This is a genomic window from Streptococcus anginosus (assembly GCF_900636475.1).
Taxonomy (GTDB): Bacteria; Bacillota; Bacilli; order Lactobacillales; family Streptococcaceae; genus Streptococcus; species Streptococcus anginosus.
In genome coordinates, this window is sequence record NZ_LR134283.1 from 731,049 (window position 1) to 751,217 (window position 20,169).

General features: G+C 38.1%; 16 protein-coding genes and 1 pseudogene. 4 read left to right on the top strand and 13 right to left on the bottom strand.

Translation table 11 applies throughout. The features are described from left to right. Positions 1–70: 70 nt before the first annotated feature. The 3 genes from EL079_RS03635 (at position 71) to EL079_RS03645 (ending at position 4,905) form a co-directional block, all read left to right on the top strand. Positions 71–2,254 (top strand): ABC transporter substrate-binding protein/permease, encoded by a 2,184-nt coding sequence (locus EL079_RS03635; protein WP_003032255.1) that lies wholly within the window; start codon positions 71–73, stop codon positions 2,252–2,254. Beyond that, complete coding sequence (locus EL079_RS03640; RefSeq protein ID WP_003032251.1) at positions 2,254–2,994, top strand: amino acid ABC transporter ATP-binding protein; 741 nt, start codon at positions 2,254–2,256, stop codon at positions 2,992–2,994. Before EL079_RS03635 ends, EL079_RS03640 begins: the two co-directional genes overlap by 1 nt. 375 nt (positions 2,995–3,369) lie before the next feature. Beyond that, the gene (locus EL079_RS03645; protein WP_003032268.1) at positions 3,370–4,905 is read left to right on the top strand and encodes an ATP-binding cassette domain-containing protein; all 1,536 of its coding nucleotides are present in this window, start codon (positions 3,370–3,372) and stop codon (positions 4,903–4,905) included. 20 nt (positions 4,906–4,925) lie between these two features. On the opposite strand, the gene EL079_RS03650 is transcribed toward EL079_RS03645, so the two are convergent. From EL079_RS03650 to EL079_RS03695, 10 genes are all read right to left on the bottom strand, one after another. Then, entirely contained in the window at positions 4,926–6,674 is a 1,749-nt protein-coding gene (locus EL079_RS03650) for an ABC transporter ATP-binding protein (protein WP_003032246.1), read from the bottom strand. Then, positions 6,655–8,400 (bottom strand): ABC transporter ATP-binding protein, encoded by a 1,746-nt coding sequence (locus tag EL079_RS03655; protein ID WP_003032265.1) that lies wholly within the window; start codon positions 8,398–8,400, stop codon positions 6,655–6,657. Before EL079_RS03655 ends, EL079_RS03650 begins: the two co-directional genes overlap by 20 nt. Before the next feature lie 172 nt (positions 8,401–8,572). Continuing rightward, positions 8,573–9,280, bottom strand: a complete 708-nt coding sequence (locus EL079_RS03660) for a glucosaminidase domain-containing protein (protein ID WP_003032270.1) — start codon at positions 9,278–9,280, stop codon at positions 8,573–8,575. A gap of 120 nt (positions 9,281–9,400) precedes the next feature. Continuing rightward, positions 9,401–9,988 carry a ribosome biogenesis GTP-binding protein YihA/YsxC gene (gene yihA / locus EL079_RS03665; protein ID WP_003032247.1) on the bottom strand — a complete coding sequence of 196 codons (588 nt, stop codon included), beginning with the start codon at positions 9,986–9,988 and terminating at the stop codon, positions 9,401–9,403. Positions 9,989–9,999: 11 nt separating this feature from the next. After that, entirely contained in the window at positions 10,000–11,232 is a 1,233-nt protein-coding gene (gene clpX / locus EL079_RS03670) for an ATP-dependent Clp protease ATP-binding subunit ClpX (protein ID WP_003027977.1), read from the bottom strand. 38 nt (positions 11,233–11,270) lie between these two features. Next, the gene (locus EL079_RS03675) at positions 11,271–11,444 is read right to left on the bottom strand and encodes a hypothetical protein (RefSeq protein ID WP_003032252.1); all 174 of its coding nucleotides are present in this window, start codon (positions 11,442–11,444) and stop codon (positions 11,271–11,273) included. Continuing rightward, complete coding sequence (locus EL079_RS03680; protein ID WP_003032260.1) at positions 11,444–11,956, bottom strand: dihydrofolate reductase; 513 nt, start codon at positions 11,954–11,956, stop codon at positions 11,444–11,446. Before EL079_RS03680 ends, EL079_RS03675 begins: the two co-directional genes overlap by 1 nt. A 186-nt stretch (positions 11,957–12,142) precedes the next feature. Continuing rightward, positions 12,143–12,982, bottom strand: coding sequence for a thymidylate synthase (locus tag EL079_RS03685; protein ID WP_003032264.1), 840 nt, complete (start codon positions 12,980–12,982; stop codon positions 12,143–12,145). A gap of 85 nt (positions 12,983–13,067) precedes the next feature. Continuing rightward, positions 13,068–14,285, bottom strand: a complete 1,218-nt coding sequence (locus EL079_RS03690) for a chloride channel protein (protein WP_003032253.1) — start codon at positions 14,283–14,285, stop codon at positions 13,068–13,070. Positions 14,286–14,299: 14 nt separating this feature from the next. After that, entirely contained in the window at positions 14,300–14,566 is a 267-nt protein-coding gene (locus EL079_RS03695; protein ID WP_003032250.1) for a chorismate mutase, read from the bottom strand. Positions 14,567–14,881: 315 nt separating this feature from the next. On the opposite strand from EL079_RS03695, the gene EL079_RS03700 reads away from it, so the two are divergent. After that, positions 14,882–16,339 carry a helix-turn-helix domain-containing protein gene (locus EL079_RS03700; RefSeq protein WP_003032244.1) on the top strand — a complete coding sequence of 486 codons (1,458 nt, stop codon included), beginning with the start codon at positions 14,882–14,884 and terminating at the stop codon, positions 16,337–16,339. A gap of 187 nt (positions 16,340–16,526) precedes the next feature. On the opposite strand, the pseudogene EL079_RS09925 reads toward EL079_RS03700, so the two are convergent. The 3 genes and pseudogenes from EL079_RS09925 to EL079_RS03715 all read right to left on the bottom strand — a co-directional run bounded on the left by EL079_RS09925 (position 16,527) and on the right by EL079_RS03715 (position 20,098). Continuing rightward, positions 16,527–18,992 (bottom strand): annotated as a pseudogene (locus tag EL079_RS09925) (pneumococcal-type histidine triad protein). A 120-nt stretch (positions 18,993–19,112) separates the two neighbouring features. Next, on the bottom strand, positions 19,113–19,754 hold the full coding sequence (locus EL079_RS03710) for a Pr6Pr family membrane protein (protein ID WP_022524409.1): 642 nt from the start codon (positions 19,752–19,754) through the stop codon (positions 19,113–19,115). An 8-nt stretch (positions 19,755–19,762) separates the two neighbouring features. Continuing rightward, entirely contained in the window at positions 19,763–20,098 is a 336-nt protein-coding gene (locus EL079_RS03715; protein WP_003032271.1) for a zinc ribbon domain-containing protein YjdM, read from the bottom strand. Positions 20,099–20,169: the final 71 nt, after the last annotated feature.

Sequence of the window (20,169 nt, forward strand, 5' to 3'; positions counted from 1 at the left end):
AAATGCGAAATATTTGCCTTTCGAAGATATTTCTGGTATAATTTAAAAATATTCTTTAAAGGAGAGACTCATGAAGAAAAAAATTATAACTTTTTTGTTAGCTTTACTACCACTCTTTGCAGTAACAGCTATTCATGCCGATACAATCAAAGTGGTATCTGATACAGCTTACGCACCTTTTGAATTTAAAGATTCCGATCAAACTTATAAAGGTATTGATGTAGATATCATCAATAAAGTTGCTGAACTAAAAGGTTGGGACATCAATATGACTTTCCCTGGCTTCGATGCAGCCGTTAACACCGTTCAGTCTGGTCAAGCAGATGCTATTATGGCTGGCATGACAAAGACCAAAGACCGTGAAAAAGTCTTCACCATGTCTGATACTTATTATGATACAAAAGTTGTCATCGCAACGACTAAAGCCAATACAATCAGTAGTTATTCACAATTAAAAGGAAAAACTGTTGGGGTTAAAAACGGAACTGCCTCTCAACGCTTTCTAGAAAAAATCAAAAACAAATACAAATTTACTATCAAAACATTTGACACAACTGATTTGACTTACAACAGCTTGAATTCTGGTTCAATTGATGCCATGATGGACGACCAACCAGTCATTGAGTATGCTATTAAACAAGGTCAAAATTTAAAAATCTCTATAAAAGGAGAAGCTGTTGGTAGTTTTGCTTTTGGTGTCAAAAAGGGAAGCAAGTATGAATATCTGGTAACAGAATTTAACGAAGCGCTTGCTCAAATGAAAAAAGATGGTTCTCTTGAGAAAATTATCACAAAATGGACAAGTTCTACAGCCACGAAAACAACTAGTTCTACTCCAGAAACCACTACTCCTGCTGGTCAAAAAGCTACTCCCGTAAAATCAACATATACCATTGCGAGTGACTCTTCCTTTGCACCATTCGTTTTTCAGGATAGTAATAACAAATATACTGGGATTGACATGGATTTGATAAAAGCCATTGCCAAAGACCAAGGTTTCACGATTGAAATTACAAATCCCGGATTTGACGCTGCTTTAAATGCGGTACAATCTGGACAAGCCGATGGAATGATTGCAGGGATGTCTGTAACAGATGCTCGTAAAGAGACCTTTGATTTCTCAGAACCATATTATACTGCAAACGCTATCCTTGCCGTCAAAGAATCCAGTACAATTGCTTCTTATAAAGACTTGAAAGGTAAAACAATCGGGGTTAAAAACGGAACTGCTTCACAAACTTTCTTAACAAAAAATCAAAGTAAATATGATTACAAAATTAAAACATTCGCTGATGCTTCTTCAATGTATGATAGCTTAAACTCTGGCTCTTTGGACGCCGTTATGGATGACGAACCTGTTGTTAAATACTCCATTAGCCAAGGTCAAAAACTAAAAACTCCAATCAAGGGAACCCCTATCGGAGATACTGCTTTTGCAGTGAAAAAAGGTAGTAATCCTGAATTGATCCAAATGTTTAACAATGGTTTGGCAAATATTAAAAAGAACGGTCAATATCAAAAAATTCTTGATAAATATTTGAAAAAAACCAGCTCTGCTTCTAGCTCTTCAGACAGTACAGTTGATGAAACAACCATTTGGGGGCTTCTCCAAAACAACTATAAGCAATTGTTAAGCGGACTTGGTATCACCATTGCTCTTGCGCTTCTGTCATTTGCTATTGCTATGGTAATTGGAATTATCTTTGGAATGTTCAGCGTGAGTCCTGTCAAAGCCCTCCGCGTCATCTCAGAAATCTTCGTGGATGTCATCCGTGGAATCCCACTTATGATTCTCGCAGCCTTTATCTTCTGGGGCATCCCAAACCTTATTGAATCAATGACAGGTCATCAAAATCCAATTAACGATTTTGTAGCTGGCACGATTGCTCTTTCTCTCAATGCTGGCGCTTATATTGCAGAAATCGTCCGTGGTGGAATTCAAGCTGTTCCAGTTGGACAAATGGAAGCCAGCCGAAGCCTTGGTATTTCTTACTCAAAAACCATGAGAAAGATTATTTTGCCACAAGCAACAAAAATCATGTTACCAAACTTCGTCAATCAGTTTGTTATCGCTTTGAAAGATACTACAATCGTCTCTGCTATCGGTCTCGTCGAACTTTTCCAAACGGGTAAAATCATCATTGCTCGTAACTATCAAAGCTTCAAAATGTATGCTATCCTAGCAGTTTTTTATCTGATTATCATTACTCTTTTGACTAGACTTGCAAAACGCTTAGAAAAGAGGATTAAATAATGGCTAAACTAAAAATTGATGTCAATGATTTACATAAATACTATGGGGAAAATGAAGTTCTAAAAGGAATCACAACCAAATTCTATGAAGGGGACGTCGTTTGTATCATCGGACCTTCAGGTTCAGGAAAATCAACCTTTCTTCGCAGTTTAAATCTCCTTGAGGAAGTAACAAGTGGAACCATCACTGTGGACGGATTTGATTTGACCAATAAAAACACAGATGTTGATCTAGTTCGTGAAAATATCGGTATGGTTTTCCAACACTTCAATCTCTTCCCTCACATGACCGTTTTAGAAAACATCACCTTTGCACCTGTCGAGCACAAACGAATGACACAAGCCGAAGCTAAAAAACTCGGTATGGAGCTATTAGAAAAAGTCGGTCTCTCTGATAAAGCTGATGCCATGCCAGATAGCCTCTCAGGTGGACAAAAACAACGTGTTGCAATTGCACGGGGACTTGCTATGAATCCTGATATTATGCTCTTTGACGAACCTACTTCTGCTCTTGATCCCGAAATGGTTGGAGATGTTCTCAATGTTATGAAAGAATTGGCCAAGCAAGGCATGACTATGATTATCGTAACTCATGAAATGGGATTTGCTCGCCAAGTGGCAAACCGTGTTATCTTTACGGCTGACGGAGAGTTTTTAGAAGACGGTAAACCCGACCAAATCTTTGATAATCCACAGCACCCACGTCTAAAGGACTTCTTAGATAAAGTCTTGAATGTGTAATAACACTTCATCCCGAAAATTGTTTCGGGATTTTTTATATTCGTATTTAATTTATTCCTAATTGAAAACTTAACTCAGGTCTTTTTTGACATTAAATCACTTTTTTGTTATATTAAAATCAATGAAATTCGGAGGTAAGGAGCTTATGTACAAGAAATCTATTGCTTAAAGGAAACTTTATCTAGTAGATTTTTTGTTGTGCTCTTGCTCATTTTCAAAGAAGACAGTTTTACTTCTCAAGGCTAAATATATCCATCGCAAACTACTTGCTTTGCAATATTTGTTAGCAACTCAAAAGCAAAAACAGCTCTACTAGGTAAATAGGGCTGTTTTTCTTAGCTCTAAAATGACAATGAACATCATAAGGAGACATATATGCTACAAATTCGACATTTAACCATTACACATTTAAAAGACTTCAAAAACATGGTTAGTGATTTGTCACTCACTGTTAATACAAGTGATAAAATTGCCATTATCGGGGAAGAAGGAAATGGAAAATCTACTCTTCTCAAACTACTCATGAATGACGCACTTGTTTCAGACTATGTTAGTTATACGGGAGAGATTCAAAAAAGCTATAATCGTTATGCTTATTTGCCACAAACTTTACCTGAAAATGAAAGAAAACTCTCTCTCAACGACTATTTTTTTGGAGATTTGGAAGTAGACCTAGATTACAACAAACTTTATCGCTTCGCTCAAGAATTAAAGTTTGACAGTCAACGTTTTACTAGTCAGCAAACCTTAGCCTCTTTATCTGGTGGCGAACTATTAAAAATTCAACTTTTAAAAATCCTCTCTACTGATTGGGACCTTCTCTTTTTAGATGAGCCTTCTAATGATTTAGATCTAGATACTCTGATATGGCTAGAAAATTTTCTCCAAAATACACCTCGAACAGTTATCTTCGTTTCCCATGATGAAAGTCTTTTAGGTCATACAGCAACAAAAATCGTGCATTTGGAATTGGTTAAGAAAAAGCAAGAAACTCGGACGACTGTGAGGAATCTGGATTATGAGAATTACAGCCAGCAACGACAAGCTGCATTTGAAAAGCAAACTAAAGATGCAAAAAAAGAACGAGAAGAATATCAAAAAACAATGGAAAAGCATCACCGCGTCAAGCAAAGCGTAGAGTACGTGCTGCGCAATACTCACGATAGCACGGCTGGAAGATTAGTGGCTAAAAAAATGAAAAATGTCCTCTCGCAAGGCAAACGATTTGAAAGAGAAGCGGCTGAAATGACAGAATTGCCAACACAGGCAGATGCTATCAATCTACAATTTTCTACTATCACTCCCCTGCCATCTGCAAAAAGAATAATCATTCTCGAACAGATGTGTTTGAAAACAGAGGAACGTACCTTAGCCCAAAATATAAATTTTGAACTCTTAGGGCAGGAAAAGATTGGGATTATTGGTAAAAATGGTGTCGGTAAATCTACTTTTCTCAAAGAACTGCGACATCTGCTGAAAGAAAAGAGAGGCATTACACTAGGATATATGCCTCAAAACTATCATGATATTTTAAATGAAGCCGATTCTCCAATAGATTTTCTAACATCCACAGGAGAGACTATTGAGCGAGAAAAAATCCTCACCCACCTAGCCAGTCTGCAATTCACGCGTAATGAAGTGCAACATTCTATTTCCCAGCTATCTGGTGGACAAAAAGCTAAATTACTGCTTCTAAAAATGGTATTAGATCAAGCAAATGTCTTGATATTAGATGAGCCAACACGTAACTTTTCTCCTACTTCGCAGCCACAAGTACGAAAACTTTTTACAGACTATAACGGCGCTGTCATTACCATTTCACATGACCGCACCTTTCTCAAAGAAGTTTGTCAGAAAATCTACCGCTTGACTAAGACAGGACTAGAGCTAGTCAGCAAAGAACAGCTATAAGTTTGTTCTACTAGTCAATCTTAAACAGCCAAACTTCCTTGAGCTGTCTGCATTTGGTAATAAACGCCTTTTGCTTGCATCAGCTCTTGATGACTGCCATATTCCACAATATCTCCGTCAACCAACACTAAAATGATATCTGCATTCTGAATGGTAGACAAGCGATGAGCAATGATAAAACTGGTTCGCCCTACCATGAGCTTATTAAAAGCCTCTTGAATGAGTACTTCAGTCCGCGTATCAATAGAGGAGGTTGCTTCATCCAAAATCAGGATTTTAGGAACCGCTAGAAAAACACGCGCAATGGTCAATAGCTGGCGTTGTCCTTGTGATAAAGAATCTCCTGCATCTGCTAGATAAGTATCGTAGCCATGTGGTAATTGCTGGATAAAGAAATGAGCATTAGCAGCTTTAGCTGCTGCAATTACTTCTTCTCGGCTAGCCTCTGGTCGCCCAAAAGCAATATTTTCATGAATCGTCGCTGTCTTCAGCCATGTTTCTTGTAAAACCATACCAAACTGCTGGCGAAATGAGACTCTGGTATAATCTGTAATATCTCTGTCGTCTAACTTAATTTTACCCGCATCTACATTATAAAAACGCATGAGGAGATTGATTAAAGTCGATTTTCCAGCACCAGTTGGTCCAACAATAGCAACTTTGCTTCCTGCTGGAACGGTCATGTTTAAATCGTGAATCAAAGGTTTATCTTTTTCATAACCAAAACGGACATGTTCAAAACGAATCGCTCCCCGTACTGCCTCACTCGTAAGTTCTTCTTTCCCCGTTTCCACAACTTCTTTTTCATCTAAAATCATGTACAAGCGCTCTGCACAAGCAAGGGCACTTTGCAATTCAGCCATAACAGACGAAATGTCGTTGAAGGGCTTAGTGTATTGGTTGACATAATTTAAGAATGTCACTAATTGTCCAACTGTGAAACTAGAGCCGTTAATGATACGAACCGCACCAAATCCAACAACAATGGCATAAATAAGAGCATTCACGAAGCGAGTCGCTGGATTGACAGTCGAGGAATAAAAGATAGCATCCTGAGAATAGTCCGCATAGCTCTCATTGCCCTTTGTAAAATCCGTAATGAATTGCTCTTGAGCATTAAAACTTTGAATCAAACTTTCTTGAGACAAACTTTCTTCAATGAGCTGTGTCTGAAGTCCTCGAGCTGTGGTTTGTTTTTGAAACAACTTATAACTTTTACGGGCAATAAAACGCGCAATCAGCATAGATAAGGGAGTTAAAAGCAAGACTAACACCATCATGAAAAAGTCAATCTTTGCCATTGTCACAATTGTTACAAGAATAGTCAACACGCCTACAAAAAACTGATTGAAGACCATGAGCAGACCATTATTTAACTGCTCCACGTCCGTCGTCAAGCGACTCACTAAATCACCATTCCCTTGACGATCAAGATAAGCCAAGGGAAGCCGATGAATTTTTTGAATAACTGCGTCCCGAAGTTTCTGACTATAGCTATAAATCAACTGATTATAGATTAAAGGATTGATCCATTGAATCGCTGTATTGGCAACAATCACCATACCCATTTTCGAGAGAATTGGAAGCAAATGCTGACTTGCATCGGGAAGTAGAACACTATCCACTGCATTCCCAATCAAAATCGGCAAATAAATGGTCAAAGCAACCTGAACAATCGTTCCAATTGTAGCTAGTAGGAAAAGCCAGCGCTGCTGCAATAAATCACTTGCAAGGCGTTTCAGACCACTTTTAGAATACCTCATTTTCATGCTTTTCCTCCTTGCTATGTTGTGAGAGATGAATTTCTCGATAAATAGCGCTCGTTTGAAGCAAATCTTCATGTGCGCCAAGAGCTACCTGATGGCCTTTATCCAAGACAAGTATCTGATCAGCTGCACGCAAGCTATTAGTTCGCTGAGAAATTAAAATCAAACTCGTGTTCTTTAATTGCTCTTTGATCGCTTGCAATAGTTTGGCTTCTGTTAAATAATCAAGTGCCGAAGTAGAATCATCCAGCACAAGAAAAGGTACTTTTTGTAAGATAGCTCGCGCAATCGTCAACCGTTGGCGTTGACCACCGGAAAAATTCCGACCAAAAGTTTCTACCACTGCATCTAGCTGACCTTCTTTTTCCCGTACAAAGTCACTAGCCTGCGCAACATCAAGAGCCCGCCAGAGCTGTTCATCCGTCACCTCATCTTCCAAACCCAGCGACAAATTTGAGCGAATCGTTCCGCGAAACAATTCTGCTTTTTGCGGTACCAAGCTCATCCAAGTGCGCCATTCTTTCAGATTTTGAGGGCTTCGACCATTTTTGAAAATAGTCAACTGACCTGCATCTGCCTCATACAAATGTGCCAACAGCTGCACTAAAGTTGATTTCCCTGAGCCTGTTCCTCCAATCACCCCCAAAGTCTGACCAGATAGCAAATCAAACGAAATATTTTCCAAAGCTGGACTAGCAGCTTGTGGATAGGTAAAGGTAACATTTTCAGCAGAAATAGACTGAGCACCAATAGAATGCCGTATTGACAGTTCTACTAGTACATCTTCCTCTTCCTGTTCAAAAACCTCTTGGATTCGTCCAGCGCTGATGTAACTTTGGTTCAAAGAAGTGACGAGCATAGCTAGTTTCAACAGTTCTATCAAAATTTGCAAAAGGTAATTGACTAAAGCGACTAATTTCCCTTGCGTCAGCAAATCCTGTCCAATAGCTAGATTCCCATGCCAAATAACCATGACCAACGTACTATTTACCACTAAAAAAGTCAACGGGCTAATCAAGCTAGACCAAACTCCTGTTTTTATCTGCCAGGTCTTATAAATTTCATTGGTATCTCTAAACTCATGAATTTCTTTATTTGTTTGCCCAAAGGCACGGATAACACGCATACCTTGCAGTTGCTGGCGTGTCATATTGACAATTTTATCTGTAATCTGGCGAATTTTAGCGTAAAGCGGATTCACCAAGCGTGACATGATATAGATAATGCCCGTTAGGATGACAACCATGAGTAAAAACCAGACTGTAATACTTGGACTAATCAAAAACGCCATGATTATTGAGCCAAAAACAATAATCGGCGCGCGCAAAAAAAGACGAAGAAATTGATTGATACCGGTCTGAATTTGATAAGTATCACTTGTTAAACGAGTGACCAGACTAGATGTCGTCAAGCTATCTCGACTAGCTTTTGGCAAACGCATGATTTTTTGATATAAATCTTTAGTTAATTGACGTGTAAATCCTACCGCTGCTTTTGAAGAATAATATTGAGCAATAACTGCCACAACAACACCAAATGATGCTAGGACAACCAACAAAAAGACCATGGTATAAAGATGCGCACTATCTTTTTTAGGGATTGTTTGGTCCACAATTGTTGCAATCAAAATTGGCACCAATAGTTCAAAACTAGCTTCTAATAATTTAAAAAGCGGTCCTAACAAGGATTCCTTGATATAACCTTTAAAATATTTCAATAAATCTTTCATGAAATCTCTTTTCCTACACAAAACTAGTTCTATTTTATCATAATCTAGCCTTCTCTGTGATTTGTTAGCGGATACAATTATTTTTATAGGAGAATTTTTGTTAGATGAATTCCAGATAAAAAGGAGAAGAACGATGTCGCTCTCCCCTACTAAATTTCTTTCAAATAAAATATTATTGATGACGATTTGCCCAAGCAACATCCAAATCTAACACTTCTTGTGTTGTGTATTGTTGGCGATAAGGATTGTAGACTTTGTTAGTTGTTGCAACATTGGTTGCTTGCACATTTGGTACATCGTATTGTGTCAAATTATATTGTTGAATCAAATTATTCAACTTAACATTATAGCTTGTATCCGTTGCATAGATACCTGTTAAAGCAGCAGTCGCATTCATATAGCTAGTCGTATTACTCTTCCAAGCATAAGTGTAGCGGCTATGTTTTAAAATCGCCACATAGTCTTGTAAAGATTCAACATAACTTGGATAGGATCTAAATTCTGCATTGACATTATAAGTATTTCCTTGCCCATCATCTTCTAGTGTAGCCATTGTTGCTGATTGCCCAGCATACTGTCCTTTGATGCCAAATAAATTATGATGAGGAGCGGCTGATAAAGCAGAACGTCCAGAATGGCTTTCCAGAATGGCTTGTGCAATCATAACTGAAGCATACAAATCATTCTCTTGTCCTAATTGACGAGCCGTTTCACCAATTTGTGAAATGAACACCTCTGTTTGAGTTAACGGACGTTGATAAGCCTCATCATTGGCACTAGCTGGGTGAACTTGCTTAGACAAAACTGCACTAACCAATAAAGCGGCGACCGCCAAAGCTAGAACTGTTAAAATTCTTTTTTTCAATTTTTTCTTTCTCATAGCTTATTCTCCAGTATAATATATTTTGATTATAACATAAAATTCCCAGCCCTTAGTTACAATTTGGTGACAGATTCATTATAAAAAACCGAGAAAATGATTCTCAGTCTTTCTTCAACTCTAAATTTTTTCCAAAATCGCATCCCAAGCTGCTTCTAAACCATCTTTATTAACAGATGAAAAAACAATAAAATCATCATTTTTATCAAAATCTAACTTTTTCTTAATGACTAATTCGTGCTTATTCCATTTGCCGCGTGGAATTTTATCTGCTTTCGTGGCTACGACAATGACTGGTATTTCATAATATTTGAGAAATTCGTACATTTGTACATCGTCTGCACTTGGCTCATGCCGAAAATCCACCAGACTGACAACTGCTCTGAGATTTTCCCTGCTCGTCAGATATTCCTCGATCATCTTGCCCCACTTCGCTCGTTCTGTCTTAGAAACTTTAGCATAGCCATATCCTGGGACATCCACAAAACGAAGTTTGTCATCAATATTGAAGAAATTCAGCAATTGCGTTTTTCCTGGCTTGCCAGAAGTTCGAGCTAGATTTTTTCGATTTAACAATGTATTGATAAAGGAAGATTTACCAACATTTGATCGTCCAGCAAGGGCAATTTCAGGAATCTCATCTTGCGGATAATGAGATTTATTTGCTGCACTTAGCAAAATTTCTGCATTGTGTGTGTTAATTTCCATTGCACACCTCTTTATGCTGTTTCTAAAATCGGCTTATCCGTTCCGTCAACTGCTTCCTTGGTAATCCGCACTAACTTCACATTTTCTTGACTTGGAACTTCAAACATGACATCCATCATAGTTTCCTCGATAATCGACCGCAATCCACGCGCACCTGTCTTACGTTCAATGGCTTTGTTGGCAATCTCTTGGAGAGCATCATCATCAAACTCCAATTTGACATCATCATAAGAAAGAAGAGTCTGATATTGCTTCACTAAAGCATTCTTTGGTTCGCGAAGGATTCGCACCAAATCATCAACTGTTAAAGGCTCAAGCGCTGCAAACACAGGCAAACGACCAATCAATTCCGGAATCAAGCCAAATTTTTGAATATCTTCAGAGATGATTTCTTGCATATAAGAACCAGTTTCATCAATGGCCTTGTTGTTTTGACCAAAACCGATAATTTTTTCGCCTAGACGTTGTTTGACAATTTCTTCAATACCGTCAAATGCACCACCAACGATAAAGAGAATATTTTTCGTATCTACTTGAATCATCTCTTGTTGAGGGTGCTTGCGGCCGCCTTGCGGAGGTACGCTGGCTACTGTTCCTTCAATAATTTTGAGGAGCGCTTGCTGAACACCTTCACCAGACACATCACGAGTAATAGAGACATTTTCGCTTTTCTTCGCAATTTTATCAATCTCATCTACATAGATGATACCACGTTCAGCACGCTCAATATTGAAATCTGCTGCTTGCAAGAGTTTCAAGAGAATATTTTCAACATCTTCTCCGACATACCCAGCTTCTGTCAAAGCTGTCGCATCTGCAATCGCAAAAGGAACATTCAGACTTTTTGCCAAAGTTTGAGCGAGAAAGGTCTTGCCAGAACCAGTTGGCCCAATCATGAGGATATTGGATTTCTGCAATTCGACATCTTCCTCATCTTCACGATTATCATGAAAATTGATGCGTTTATAGTGATTGTAAACAGCAACGGCCAATGCTCGCTTAGCACGGTCTTGTCCAATCACATAATGATTCAAAATATTGAGTAGTTCTTGCGGTTTTGGTACTTCTGACAAGTCTGCCAGCACTTCTTCTGCCAATTCTTCTCTAATAATTTCTTGTGCTAATTCCACACATTCATTACAAATGAAGGCATTATTTCCTGCGATAATTTTTTGAACTTCCTCTTGGCTTTTACCACAAAAAGAACAATAAACCATCATTTCGTTCGTACGATTTGTAGGCATTTTTCACTCCAATTCTATTCGTTGTTTATTCTTTTTTCTCATTTAAATAAGGTCATATAAAAAGCATGAATACTATTCACCAAATTTGTAAAAGCATTCAGCCAAAAGAGCACTGATAATCCATACCGTTTTTTACGAAAAGCTTGCATTGCCGCCATAACACAAACGACACACAAAAGAGCCGTAAAAAATCCGAAAATACTACGTTCCATTACGACTCCCTTCTCTGAAAGGTTGTGACAGTAAAGTCATACTCATTCTTTTCATCTTTGGCATGAAACTGATGAGACAGCTCCTGAAATTTCGTCATATCAAAATCTTTTGGGAAATAAGTATCACCTTGTAAACGAGCATGAATACGGGTAATAACTAATTCATCCATTAAAGGCTCAAATGCAGAAAAAATCTGACCACCGCCAATAATATAAAGAGTTTTTTTCTGAGTCTCATACCATTTCATAACAGAATCAACATCATGGAACACCAGAACTCGCTCATTATCTGCTTGATATGATTTGTCTCTCGTCAAAATAATTGTCGTGCGATTGGGCAATACTCTGCGGTTCATCCCATCAAATGTCACTCGCCCCATTAAAATAGCCTGTCCAGTTGTCATTTCTTTAAAATGCTTGAGATCAGCTGGTAAATGCCAGGGCAATGTGTTGTCTCGCCCAATCAAGCCATTCTCATCTTGCGCCCAAATAGCTACAATTTTCTTTGTCATTTCCTCATCCTTTGAATTGATATTTCTATTTTATCAAATTTCACAAAAAAAGGCTGACTTTAACTATCAAATCAAAGCGCCAATTTATATTGCACAAGAAATCCGTTCTTTTATGATGTCTTGTGAAAATAGTTAGATACAGCCCTTTATTTTTTAGATTTTGAAAATCTGAAAATCACTTCATTCTCAAATGGCTAAATCAAATTTCAACTGTGGCTTAACAGGGATATAATCAACTAATTCAAAATCTTCTGCTTTAATGTCAAAAAAGTTGGTTCCGTCTGGGACATTCAATACTAATCGTGGCAGGCAATCCGTCGGTTCACGTCGAAGTAATTCTTCAGCTTGTTCAAATTGATTATCATAAATATGCAAATTGTTGACAAAATAAAATAATTTACCAACTTTCCAGCCAAAATGCTTGGCAATCATCATTTGCAATGCTACATACTGCATGGCATTGATGTGATGAGCTACCAACATATCATTTGAGCGTTGTGTCAGAGTTGCATCCAGATAAATGTCACCGTCTACACGGCGTACATCAAACATGGTCTGAAAAGCACACGGTAGTAGACCTTCTGTTTCTTCAAATGCTTCATAATCCCAAAGTGAGATAATATTTCGTCGATTCCAAGGATTGACTTCTAGCTGTTTCAAGATTTTATTGATAATATCATGTTTCTTAACAACAGCGCCATAGCGCAAGCCAATCGTGCGAGTATCTCCCACTTCCCAATCATTCCAATAATGAACATTGTACTTTTCTTCTAAAATATCTAAGCTATTGGATTGGTCTTGGTAAATCCAGAGCACCTCTTTGATAGCTGACTTGATAGCAATCGGCCGAAGCGTTGTAATAGGAAATTCTCCCTTGCTCAAGTCGTATTCAGCAAAAGAACCTGTAATATACTTAGAGTTAGCCACTTTCCCGTTTTTATAACGAGGGCGTGCATTTTCAGAAAAAACACCTTCATGTAAAATTTTTCGAATATTTTCTTTAAAAATAGTATCTGCTTTTGTCATGATTTCCCTTTTCTAATATTGCTTTTTCTAGTATAACACAAAATAAAAATCTCCTACAAGTCAAAACCTCGCAGGAGAACATGCTTTAATATCGAATTTTTTGAGCTCCATAAATCGAATGCTGACGATGTAGAGAAAACGCCACCGCACACACTATGAAAAAATAGGGGAAATTAGTAAAGCCAAATACTTCACAGCCAATTAAAATCGGACCTAAGAAAGTAGAGGTTGCACTTCCAAAAACAGCAGCATAACCTAGTGCAGCAACCAAACCAACTGGAAGTCCAAATAAACCCGCTAGCAACACACCTAAGCTTGCACCAATTGCAAAAAGCGGTGTCACTTCTCCGCCTTGAAAGCCAGCAGCTAATGTCAAAACTGTCAGAAGTAATTTGAAGAGCCAATCATATACATAGACGGGCTGACCAGCAAAACTGGCTGCAATCAAATTTGTTCCAAGCCCTGAGTATCGTCCTTTATCCAACAGTAAAAAAACAATGCTCAAGACAACTCCCATCACCACAATCCGTTTGTAGGGATTTGGAAAAATAATTGCTGCTTTCTTTTTGCTCCATGAGAGAGCATAAGCAAATAAATTGCCGCAAAGTCCAAATAGAACTCCAAGAAACACTAATTTGATAAGAAGCGTCGGTGACAATACCAGATGCACAGAAATTGGTTGTACAAACTTTTCAAGCCCTAACGCATGCGATGTCCAAGAAGCAACAAAGGAAGCAATCATTGCAGGATACAGAGCCGTCAGTTGCATGGTTCCTACAACCAAGACTTCCATTGCAAACAAAATTGCCGCCAGCGGTGTTTGAAACAGTCCAGCAAAACCAGCAGCCATTCCTGCGACTAAAAAGATTTTTGAAGTGTTGGGGATAGAAAATTTCTTGCCAAACCAATGAGAAACTGTTGCTCCTAATTGTACTGCTACTCCTTCTCGACCAGCTGAGCCACCAAACAGGTGCGTCATCCAAGTTGTCAATATAACCAAAGGAATCAAGCGCTTTGGGATACGTTCCTCTACACCATGTCCTACATCAAAAATCAAGGTCATCCCTTTGCTACTGCTTCCACCATACTTTTGATAAAGAAATACAATCCCTAATCCCGCAACAGCTAAAAAAGGAATCAAATAGAGTGGATACATAGAGCGGATATCGCTTAAAAAGATAAGGGTTCGCCCAAATATCGCATCAATAATCCCAACTACTAGACCTATAAAAATGGATAACACTGTAATAGCCACTGCTCGCTTTCCACTATCAAGCCATTCTATATCACGCGAATGTTTCATTTAAACTTCCTTTATTATTTGACGTGTTGGTCTTGATAAGCACGCGAATGTTTCAAAATATCAGAAAAAGTCTGAACAATGCTTTCTTCGTACTGTTTTTCATGTACACTATTTGCAACTTTATCAAGAATTACTTGTTCACGCCGAGTATCTAATACAGCTTTTCCAGTCTGACGTTTATAAAGAGCAATTTGACTCACCAAAGCCATTCTTTTTTCTAGTAAGGCAATCAAATTTGCATCTATTTGATCAATTTCTTTTCTAATTTCTACTAAATCCATAATTTCCTCCTAATTGCTTTCTATCTTAACAAAATTTTTCACAATATGCTAGTAATCGTCAGGTTTTGAATCTCAAGTCCTAATTTTCTCAATTTTAGCAGAAAAATAACACTCAAATTGAGACAAGTTCAAATAAAGCCTATTCTTTCAGATCTAAGCAGCTTCTACTTCTAACCTTCTACTTTGCTTCTACTCGCCCTAAAATCCGGCTTAACAATCCCTTTCCTTCTGTGGTAATTTTGAAAAATAAGAGGGAACGATGTTAGATTACTATTTGGAAAAGCTATTTTAAACAAGGCAGAAGTGTTACAAATTTTGCTGAAATTTCAAACTTTAGAGATTGAGCAGATAACACAAATTACCAGTTTTAGTGAGAAAAACATTTATCAATACTTGGCAGAGCTGAAGGAAGAATTTCAAGATTTGTTCTGTTTGCGAGTCATGAAACGCACGGTTCACTTGGATATTTATACAAAGCTCAATCCGCTAGTCTGTTTTCATCGGATTTATCAAGGTTCTATTTTTCTTCGTCTTTTGTGTTATTTCTTGCGGGAAGAAAAAGAAAGTTTTGCCTGTTTTATCCAAAAAGAATATCTCTCACGAGCTACGGGTTATCGGCTCCGCGATAAGTGTTTGGATTTTCTAAAAGGAATTAGACTTTCTTTAGACAAATACCAAGTGATTGGGCCAGAATACCGCATTCGATTTCTGATTGCTTTGTTGGAGTACAAGTTTGGCATTCATCTGTATGCGATCACAGAGAAAGAATTGGAGATTATCTTTAACTTGATTAGCGCTTCCAACGCTCACCTCTCTAGAGAAGCTTTTGAGGAAGTTACAGAAAAAAGTCGCTTCTTTTGCATTTTAATGGTTTTAATGTGGAAACGAAAGGATTTTGCAGCAGATATTCCGGAATCTCCTGAACTGACGCGGCTCAAAACACTCTTTGTCTATCCAAAACTGTTGTCCTTGACCAAGAACATCGTGGAATCTGCGTTAGAAATAACATTTACCCAATCAGACTATGATTATCTCTTTCTAGCTTATTGCACGGCTCCCAATCCTTTTTTCAAAGACAAATGGTCCGATGAAGACCGGCGTTTAGCAGTTGATATGGTGACCAATCAAGGGATTTTGCTTCCATTTATTCAGAAATTGCAACACTTGTTTGGAGAAGAGATGACGCATTCTCAGACCTTTCGCATTGTCATGCTTTTCTTTCTGAAGCCTTTTCTCTGCAATTTGCAAAGCTTGGTGCCTAATTCCTACATTTTTCAATACGACCACAGAGGTCTGCGCGACCCGCTTTATCGGATTTTAAAGGTGCTTGTGAGAGAATGGATGCAAGAGATGGGCTTAACAGGCAAGATTTACAAGTACCACATTTATCATGTGAGCATTCAGCTGCGAGAGCTGATTTATTCCCGCATGGCTCCTATTCCGCTTTACATTTTTACGAGTAACAATGCTGATTTGACAACTTTAAAGAATGCCTTCTCCATGCATATTCCACCTACTATTGCACGAATATCTGGTGTTGACTTTTTGAATACCTCCTTGGATTTGCAGACGCACGAGGAAACAAGCATTATCGTAGCCGACCAGCACCTTTCGACTTATCTCGAAACCTTATTTCCAGAGGCAGAACATATTCTCATCAACTTTTCTATGAATTTTTATGACATTCATTACCATCATATCTATGAAGCTATTTATAAGCTGAGAGAGCAGCTGTATCGGGAGTATGTCAAGGGCTTGGAGAAGTTGATGTAGAACAAATCAAAATCGTTAAAATCCGGAAAATGGCTATCTGTACAGTGCCTGAAAGTCAAAAAATACTTTTCTTCAGTTAAAAGCAATAAAGCCTGAAAAAGTTCCTTTAGGTAACAATTTTCAGGCTATTTTTTATCTAAAAATCTCAATTGAACAGCCTTCTCAGGAAATTCAAAATAAAATTTCATTATTGTTTTGAGACAGATTCCTGCTCATTAGACGAAGTTGTCTTTTCAGCCGTTGATTTTGATTCATTTTCAGCCTCTTTCAAGTCTGACAGAGTCTGTTCTTTCTCAGAATTGTTTACCTTATTGGCTTCTTCATCTGATCCTTTCCTCGAATCCGGCTGCGCTTTTTCTTCTTTTTTAGTTTCAGAACCCTTGTCTGTTGAGTCAGCAGTTTGTTCCTCTACTGGAGACGATTTAGCTTCATTGGTATCTACTTTCTTTGCAGTACCTTCTTTTTTAGAAGCCTCTTTTTCTTCTTTCTTTTCCTCGCTCAGTGGATTGTTTTCGATACTTCCTCCCTTAACGGCTGGGAAATGCTGAGCCAATGTTTTTGGAATTCGATTTTCATTTAACTCCAGTTCTGACTCTGGAATAAAATTATGACTAAGATCAATATAGGTAATGGTATTGTTAGATATATCTAAATTTTCAAGTGCTTTAAATTGATTCACACCTTCCAAATTCTTCAAGGCATTGCCGCTTAAACTCAATTCCTTCAAAGATGATTGAGTTCCAGAGATATTTAAGCTCTGAATTTGATTTTAAGCTGCTGTAAAGCTGGTCAGATTCTTTGCTGCTTCAATCCCTGCCAACGAAGTCAGGCGATTACCACTCATTGTAATACTTGTCAAAGCAGGATTGTTTTTCAAGAAATTCAAATTTTGAATATTTGACTCATTCACTGTCAATTCTGCAAGCGCTGAGGTTTTCAAACTATTGATATACAAGTTAGGATTATTTGACAAGAACAGACGTGTTAGGTGCACTTTTTGAGCCAATGCTGATACATCTTGGAGTTGATTGTGCTCCAGACTAACCGCTTGTAAATTTGAAAGATTTGACAGAGCTGAAATATCTGAAATTTCATTATAGTCCAAATTTAAGGATTCTAAATTCTTCAACTGAGCCAGCGGACGAATGTCACGAATATTATTACCAGCTGCCGCTACCGTTTTCAGATTTGGATAGTTCTTTAAGAAAGATAAATCTGAAACGCCATTTTGTGAAATATCCAAACCCTCCAGAGTTGGAATCTCTTTCAAAAAGTCATAATTCGTAACCTCTGTCTTAGTCATCCAAAGCTGTTTCAAATGCTTAAACTGTAACACCGGACCGATATCTTTAATTTTGGTAAAACCAATTCCTAGCACTTCAATATTTAGCATCAAGTTAAGACCTTTACGCTCCAGCGGATCTTTTCTTTGCCCAATATTTAGGTATTTCACCGTTGCCAACCAGGCTTTCATCTTTTCCAAGTCCGTTTCATTTGACGGAAATTCTGTATCCGCAGTTGCATGTAAAATATCTTCGATAATCTCATCATCAAATCCTAAGGCTTTCAATGTTGCCATGCCTACCTTATCATGAGCATGCGGATCACCGTGTGGATCGAATGGTTTGGTCGTATCAATGTCGCCAATTAAAGTTGAATGTTTGTGATCGCCATGTGGATAAACAAAAGCCTTCCCTTTTTCATTGTCAATCACTTGGTTCAAACTTTCATCAATTCCCAACTGTTGTGCCAAATAGGTCTTTTTCTTAGCGATTTCTTCATTTTCTTTTGAAGAATCTTGTGCTGGCGTGGACGGTGTTTGATCTTTTCGACCATAGTAAGCGTCCTCAGCAGCTTTTTATACTCTGCTGGGATTAAATATTCCCATTTGGACTGAATGAGTTGTTCATAAGGGATAACATGCATATGACCGTTATGGTTCACTAATAAGCTATAGGATTTCTTTTCTTGAATCCCTGTTCCGTCAAATAAAAATCCATCACTTGTCGGATAATCTATACCAACAAACTGACGTTTGTTTGAACCTAGATTCTGCGGATTAACAGGTGGGTTTGTGTAATTTGGCTACGCATACGGAAGAGATTGTCCACCTGAAGCATTGCCAGACGGTACCGTTTGAGGCTGATAGGGTTGACTGCCATTACCTCTTAATGAATATTTCCAGATATAGTGATAGTGATCACCGTGTCGAACAACATAGCCATTTTCATCTTCTGAAACAATATCTTTTGGATTAAACACATATCCATCATCAACGTCACTTGCTTGACCGAGATTCTGCGCAGCGGCGGTTTGACGGAGCTTGACCTTTTTTCAGAATCAAGTAAGCCCATTTGCTGTTTTTTTAATCGGAATAAAAAATAAAGTGTGTGTGACCATCATGGTCTAAAATCAAACCGTCACTTGTTCTAGCCCTAATCTGTGATTCACTTGTGAATAGAAAACTATCATCTGTCGGCTTATCTACACCTGGTACTTGACCTTTTTTAGCGCTAGAATGTTTCTTTTTCACTCCTTGTTTCGCCGTCACCTTATCCCTGCTTTTTGACGACGAGTTAGAATAGCAAGCAGTCAGTAAAAGATTGCAAGATAAAGCAATTCCTGCCAATGCCCAAAGCTTCTTATCTTTCATATAGCTCTCCTTTTATTTAACTAGTTAAATAAAACACATCTTAACAAGAAAAAATAAGTCAAATAGAGAGTTTTTAGCAAAATACAGAAAAAAACAGACAACATCTGTTTTTTGTAAACTTTAAGAGGGCTGTTTTCGTTTCTGACGTCTTGAAAAAGACATCACTCCATAAAAACTATAACCGGCAAGCAAATAGCCGATAAAGATTTTGAGTGACCATTGCAACACATACGGCCAACCGTACTTTGGAATATTTAAGAAAAAATAAGCAAAAGGACTATCTTTTGCGCCTGGAATAGGCCATTTGATGACTAAACCATTAAACAAGGCAAAAGCCAAATAAATCAAAGGCACACTTGTCCAAACAATCGGGTCAAACCAACGATATTGTGAGCGTTTATCAAACAACAAGGTATCCGCTAAAAACCATAGTGGTACAATGTAATGACAGAGGAAATTTTCCAGTCGATAAAAATCAGTCGCAATAGGTGCCAACAGAAAATGATAAATGACGCATGTAATCATGATACACATGGTCACTCCGCCTTTTAACCGAAACAGCGACTGCGTTTGCCAGCGATGTTCAGAACGCGCCATTAGATAGAGCAAATAGGCCGTAAAAGCTGTGACAATCATGTTAGATAAAACTGTGTAGTACATCAGCATTCCTAAGCCACCATGCTTTATGATTTCAAGGTAGACTCCTATAAATCCTAACATAAACAATACCATGCGGCTATAAAAAATCACATTTCGCTTCATCATCAACCTCAGATTTTCTTGACAAACTCCGATTTGAGCTTCATCGCACCAAAACCATCAATCTTGCAGTCAATATTGTGGTCTCCTTCTACAATCCGAATATTTTTCACACGCGTCCCTTGTTTCAAATCCTTTGGAGCACCTTTGACCTTTAAATCTTTGATGAGAGTGACGGTATCTCCGTCCGCAAGCTGATTCCCATTTGCATCAATTGCTCTGATACGCTCTTCTTCAACGACTTCTGTCGGATTCCATTCGTAGGCACATTCAGGGCAAACTAACAGCAAACCGTCTTCGTAAACATATTCTGAGTTGCATTGTGGACAATTTGGTAATTGATTCATACTTCTCCTTCACTAACCTCTATATATCACACCTAGAATTTATCATGTTTTTCTATTTTACTATAAAATAA

Coding starts and splice junctions, on each gene's coding strand:
- EL079_RS03655 (WP_003032265.1), bottom strand. CDS start 8,400: ATGAAAGATTTATTGAAATATTTTAAAGGTTATATCAAGGAATCCTTG.
- EL079_RS03640 (WP_003032251.1), top strand. CDS start 2,254: ATGGCTAAACTAAAAATTGATGTCAATGATTTACATAAATACTATGGG.
- EL079_RS03710 (WP_022524409.1), bottom strand. CDS start 19,754: ATGAAGCGAAATGTGATTTTTTATAGCCGCATGGTATTGTTTATGTTA.
- EL079_RS03685 (WP_003032264.1), bottom strand. CDS start 12,982: ATGACAAAAGCAGATACTATTTTTAAAGAAAATATTCGAAAAATTTTA.
- EL079_RS03635 (WP_003032255.1), top strand. CDS start 71: ATGAAGAAAAAAATTATAACTTTTTTGTTAGCTTTACTACCACTCTTT.
- EL079_RS03680 (WP_003032260.1), bottom strand. CDS start 11,956: ATGACAAAGAAAATTGTAGCTATTTGGGCGCAAGATGAGAATGGCTTG.
- EL079_RS03695 (WP_003032250.1), bottom strand. CDS start 14,566: ATGGATTTAGTAGAAATTAGAAAAGAAATTGATCAAATAGATGCAAAT.
- EL079_RS03645 (WP_003032268.1), top strand. CDS start 3,370: ATGCTACAAATTCGACATTTAACCATTACACATTTAAAAGACTTCAAA.
- EL079_RS03675 (WP_003032252.1), bottom strand. CDS start 11,444: ATGGAACGTAGTATTTTCGGATTTTTTACGGCTCTTTTGTGTGTCGTT.
- yihA (WP_003032247.1), bottom strand. CDS start 9,988: ATGGAAATTAACACACACAATGCAGAAATTTTGCTAAGTGCAGCAAAT.
- EL079_RS03715 (WP_003032271.1), bottom strand. CDS start 20,098: ATGAATCAATTACCAAATTGTCCACAATGCAACTCAGAATATGTTTAC.
- EL079_RS03660 (WP_003032270.1), bottom strand. CDS start 9,280: ATGAGAAAGAAAAAATTGAAAAAAAGAATTTTAACAGTTCTAGCTTTG.
- EL079_RS03650 (WP_003032246.1), bottom strand. CDS start 6,674: ATGAAAATGAGGTATTCTAAAAGTGGTCTGAAACGCCTTGCAAGTGAT.
- EL079_RS03690 (WP_003032253.1), bottom strand. CDS start 14,285: ATGAAACATTCGCGTGATATAGAATGGCTTGATAGTGGAAAGCGAGCA.
- clpX (WP_003027977.1), bottom strand. CDS start 11,232: ATGCCTACAAATCGTACGAACGAAATGATGGTTTATTGTTCTTTTTGT.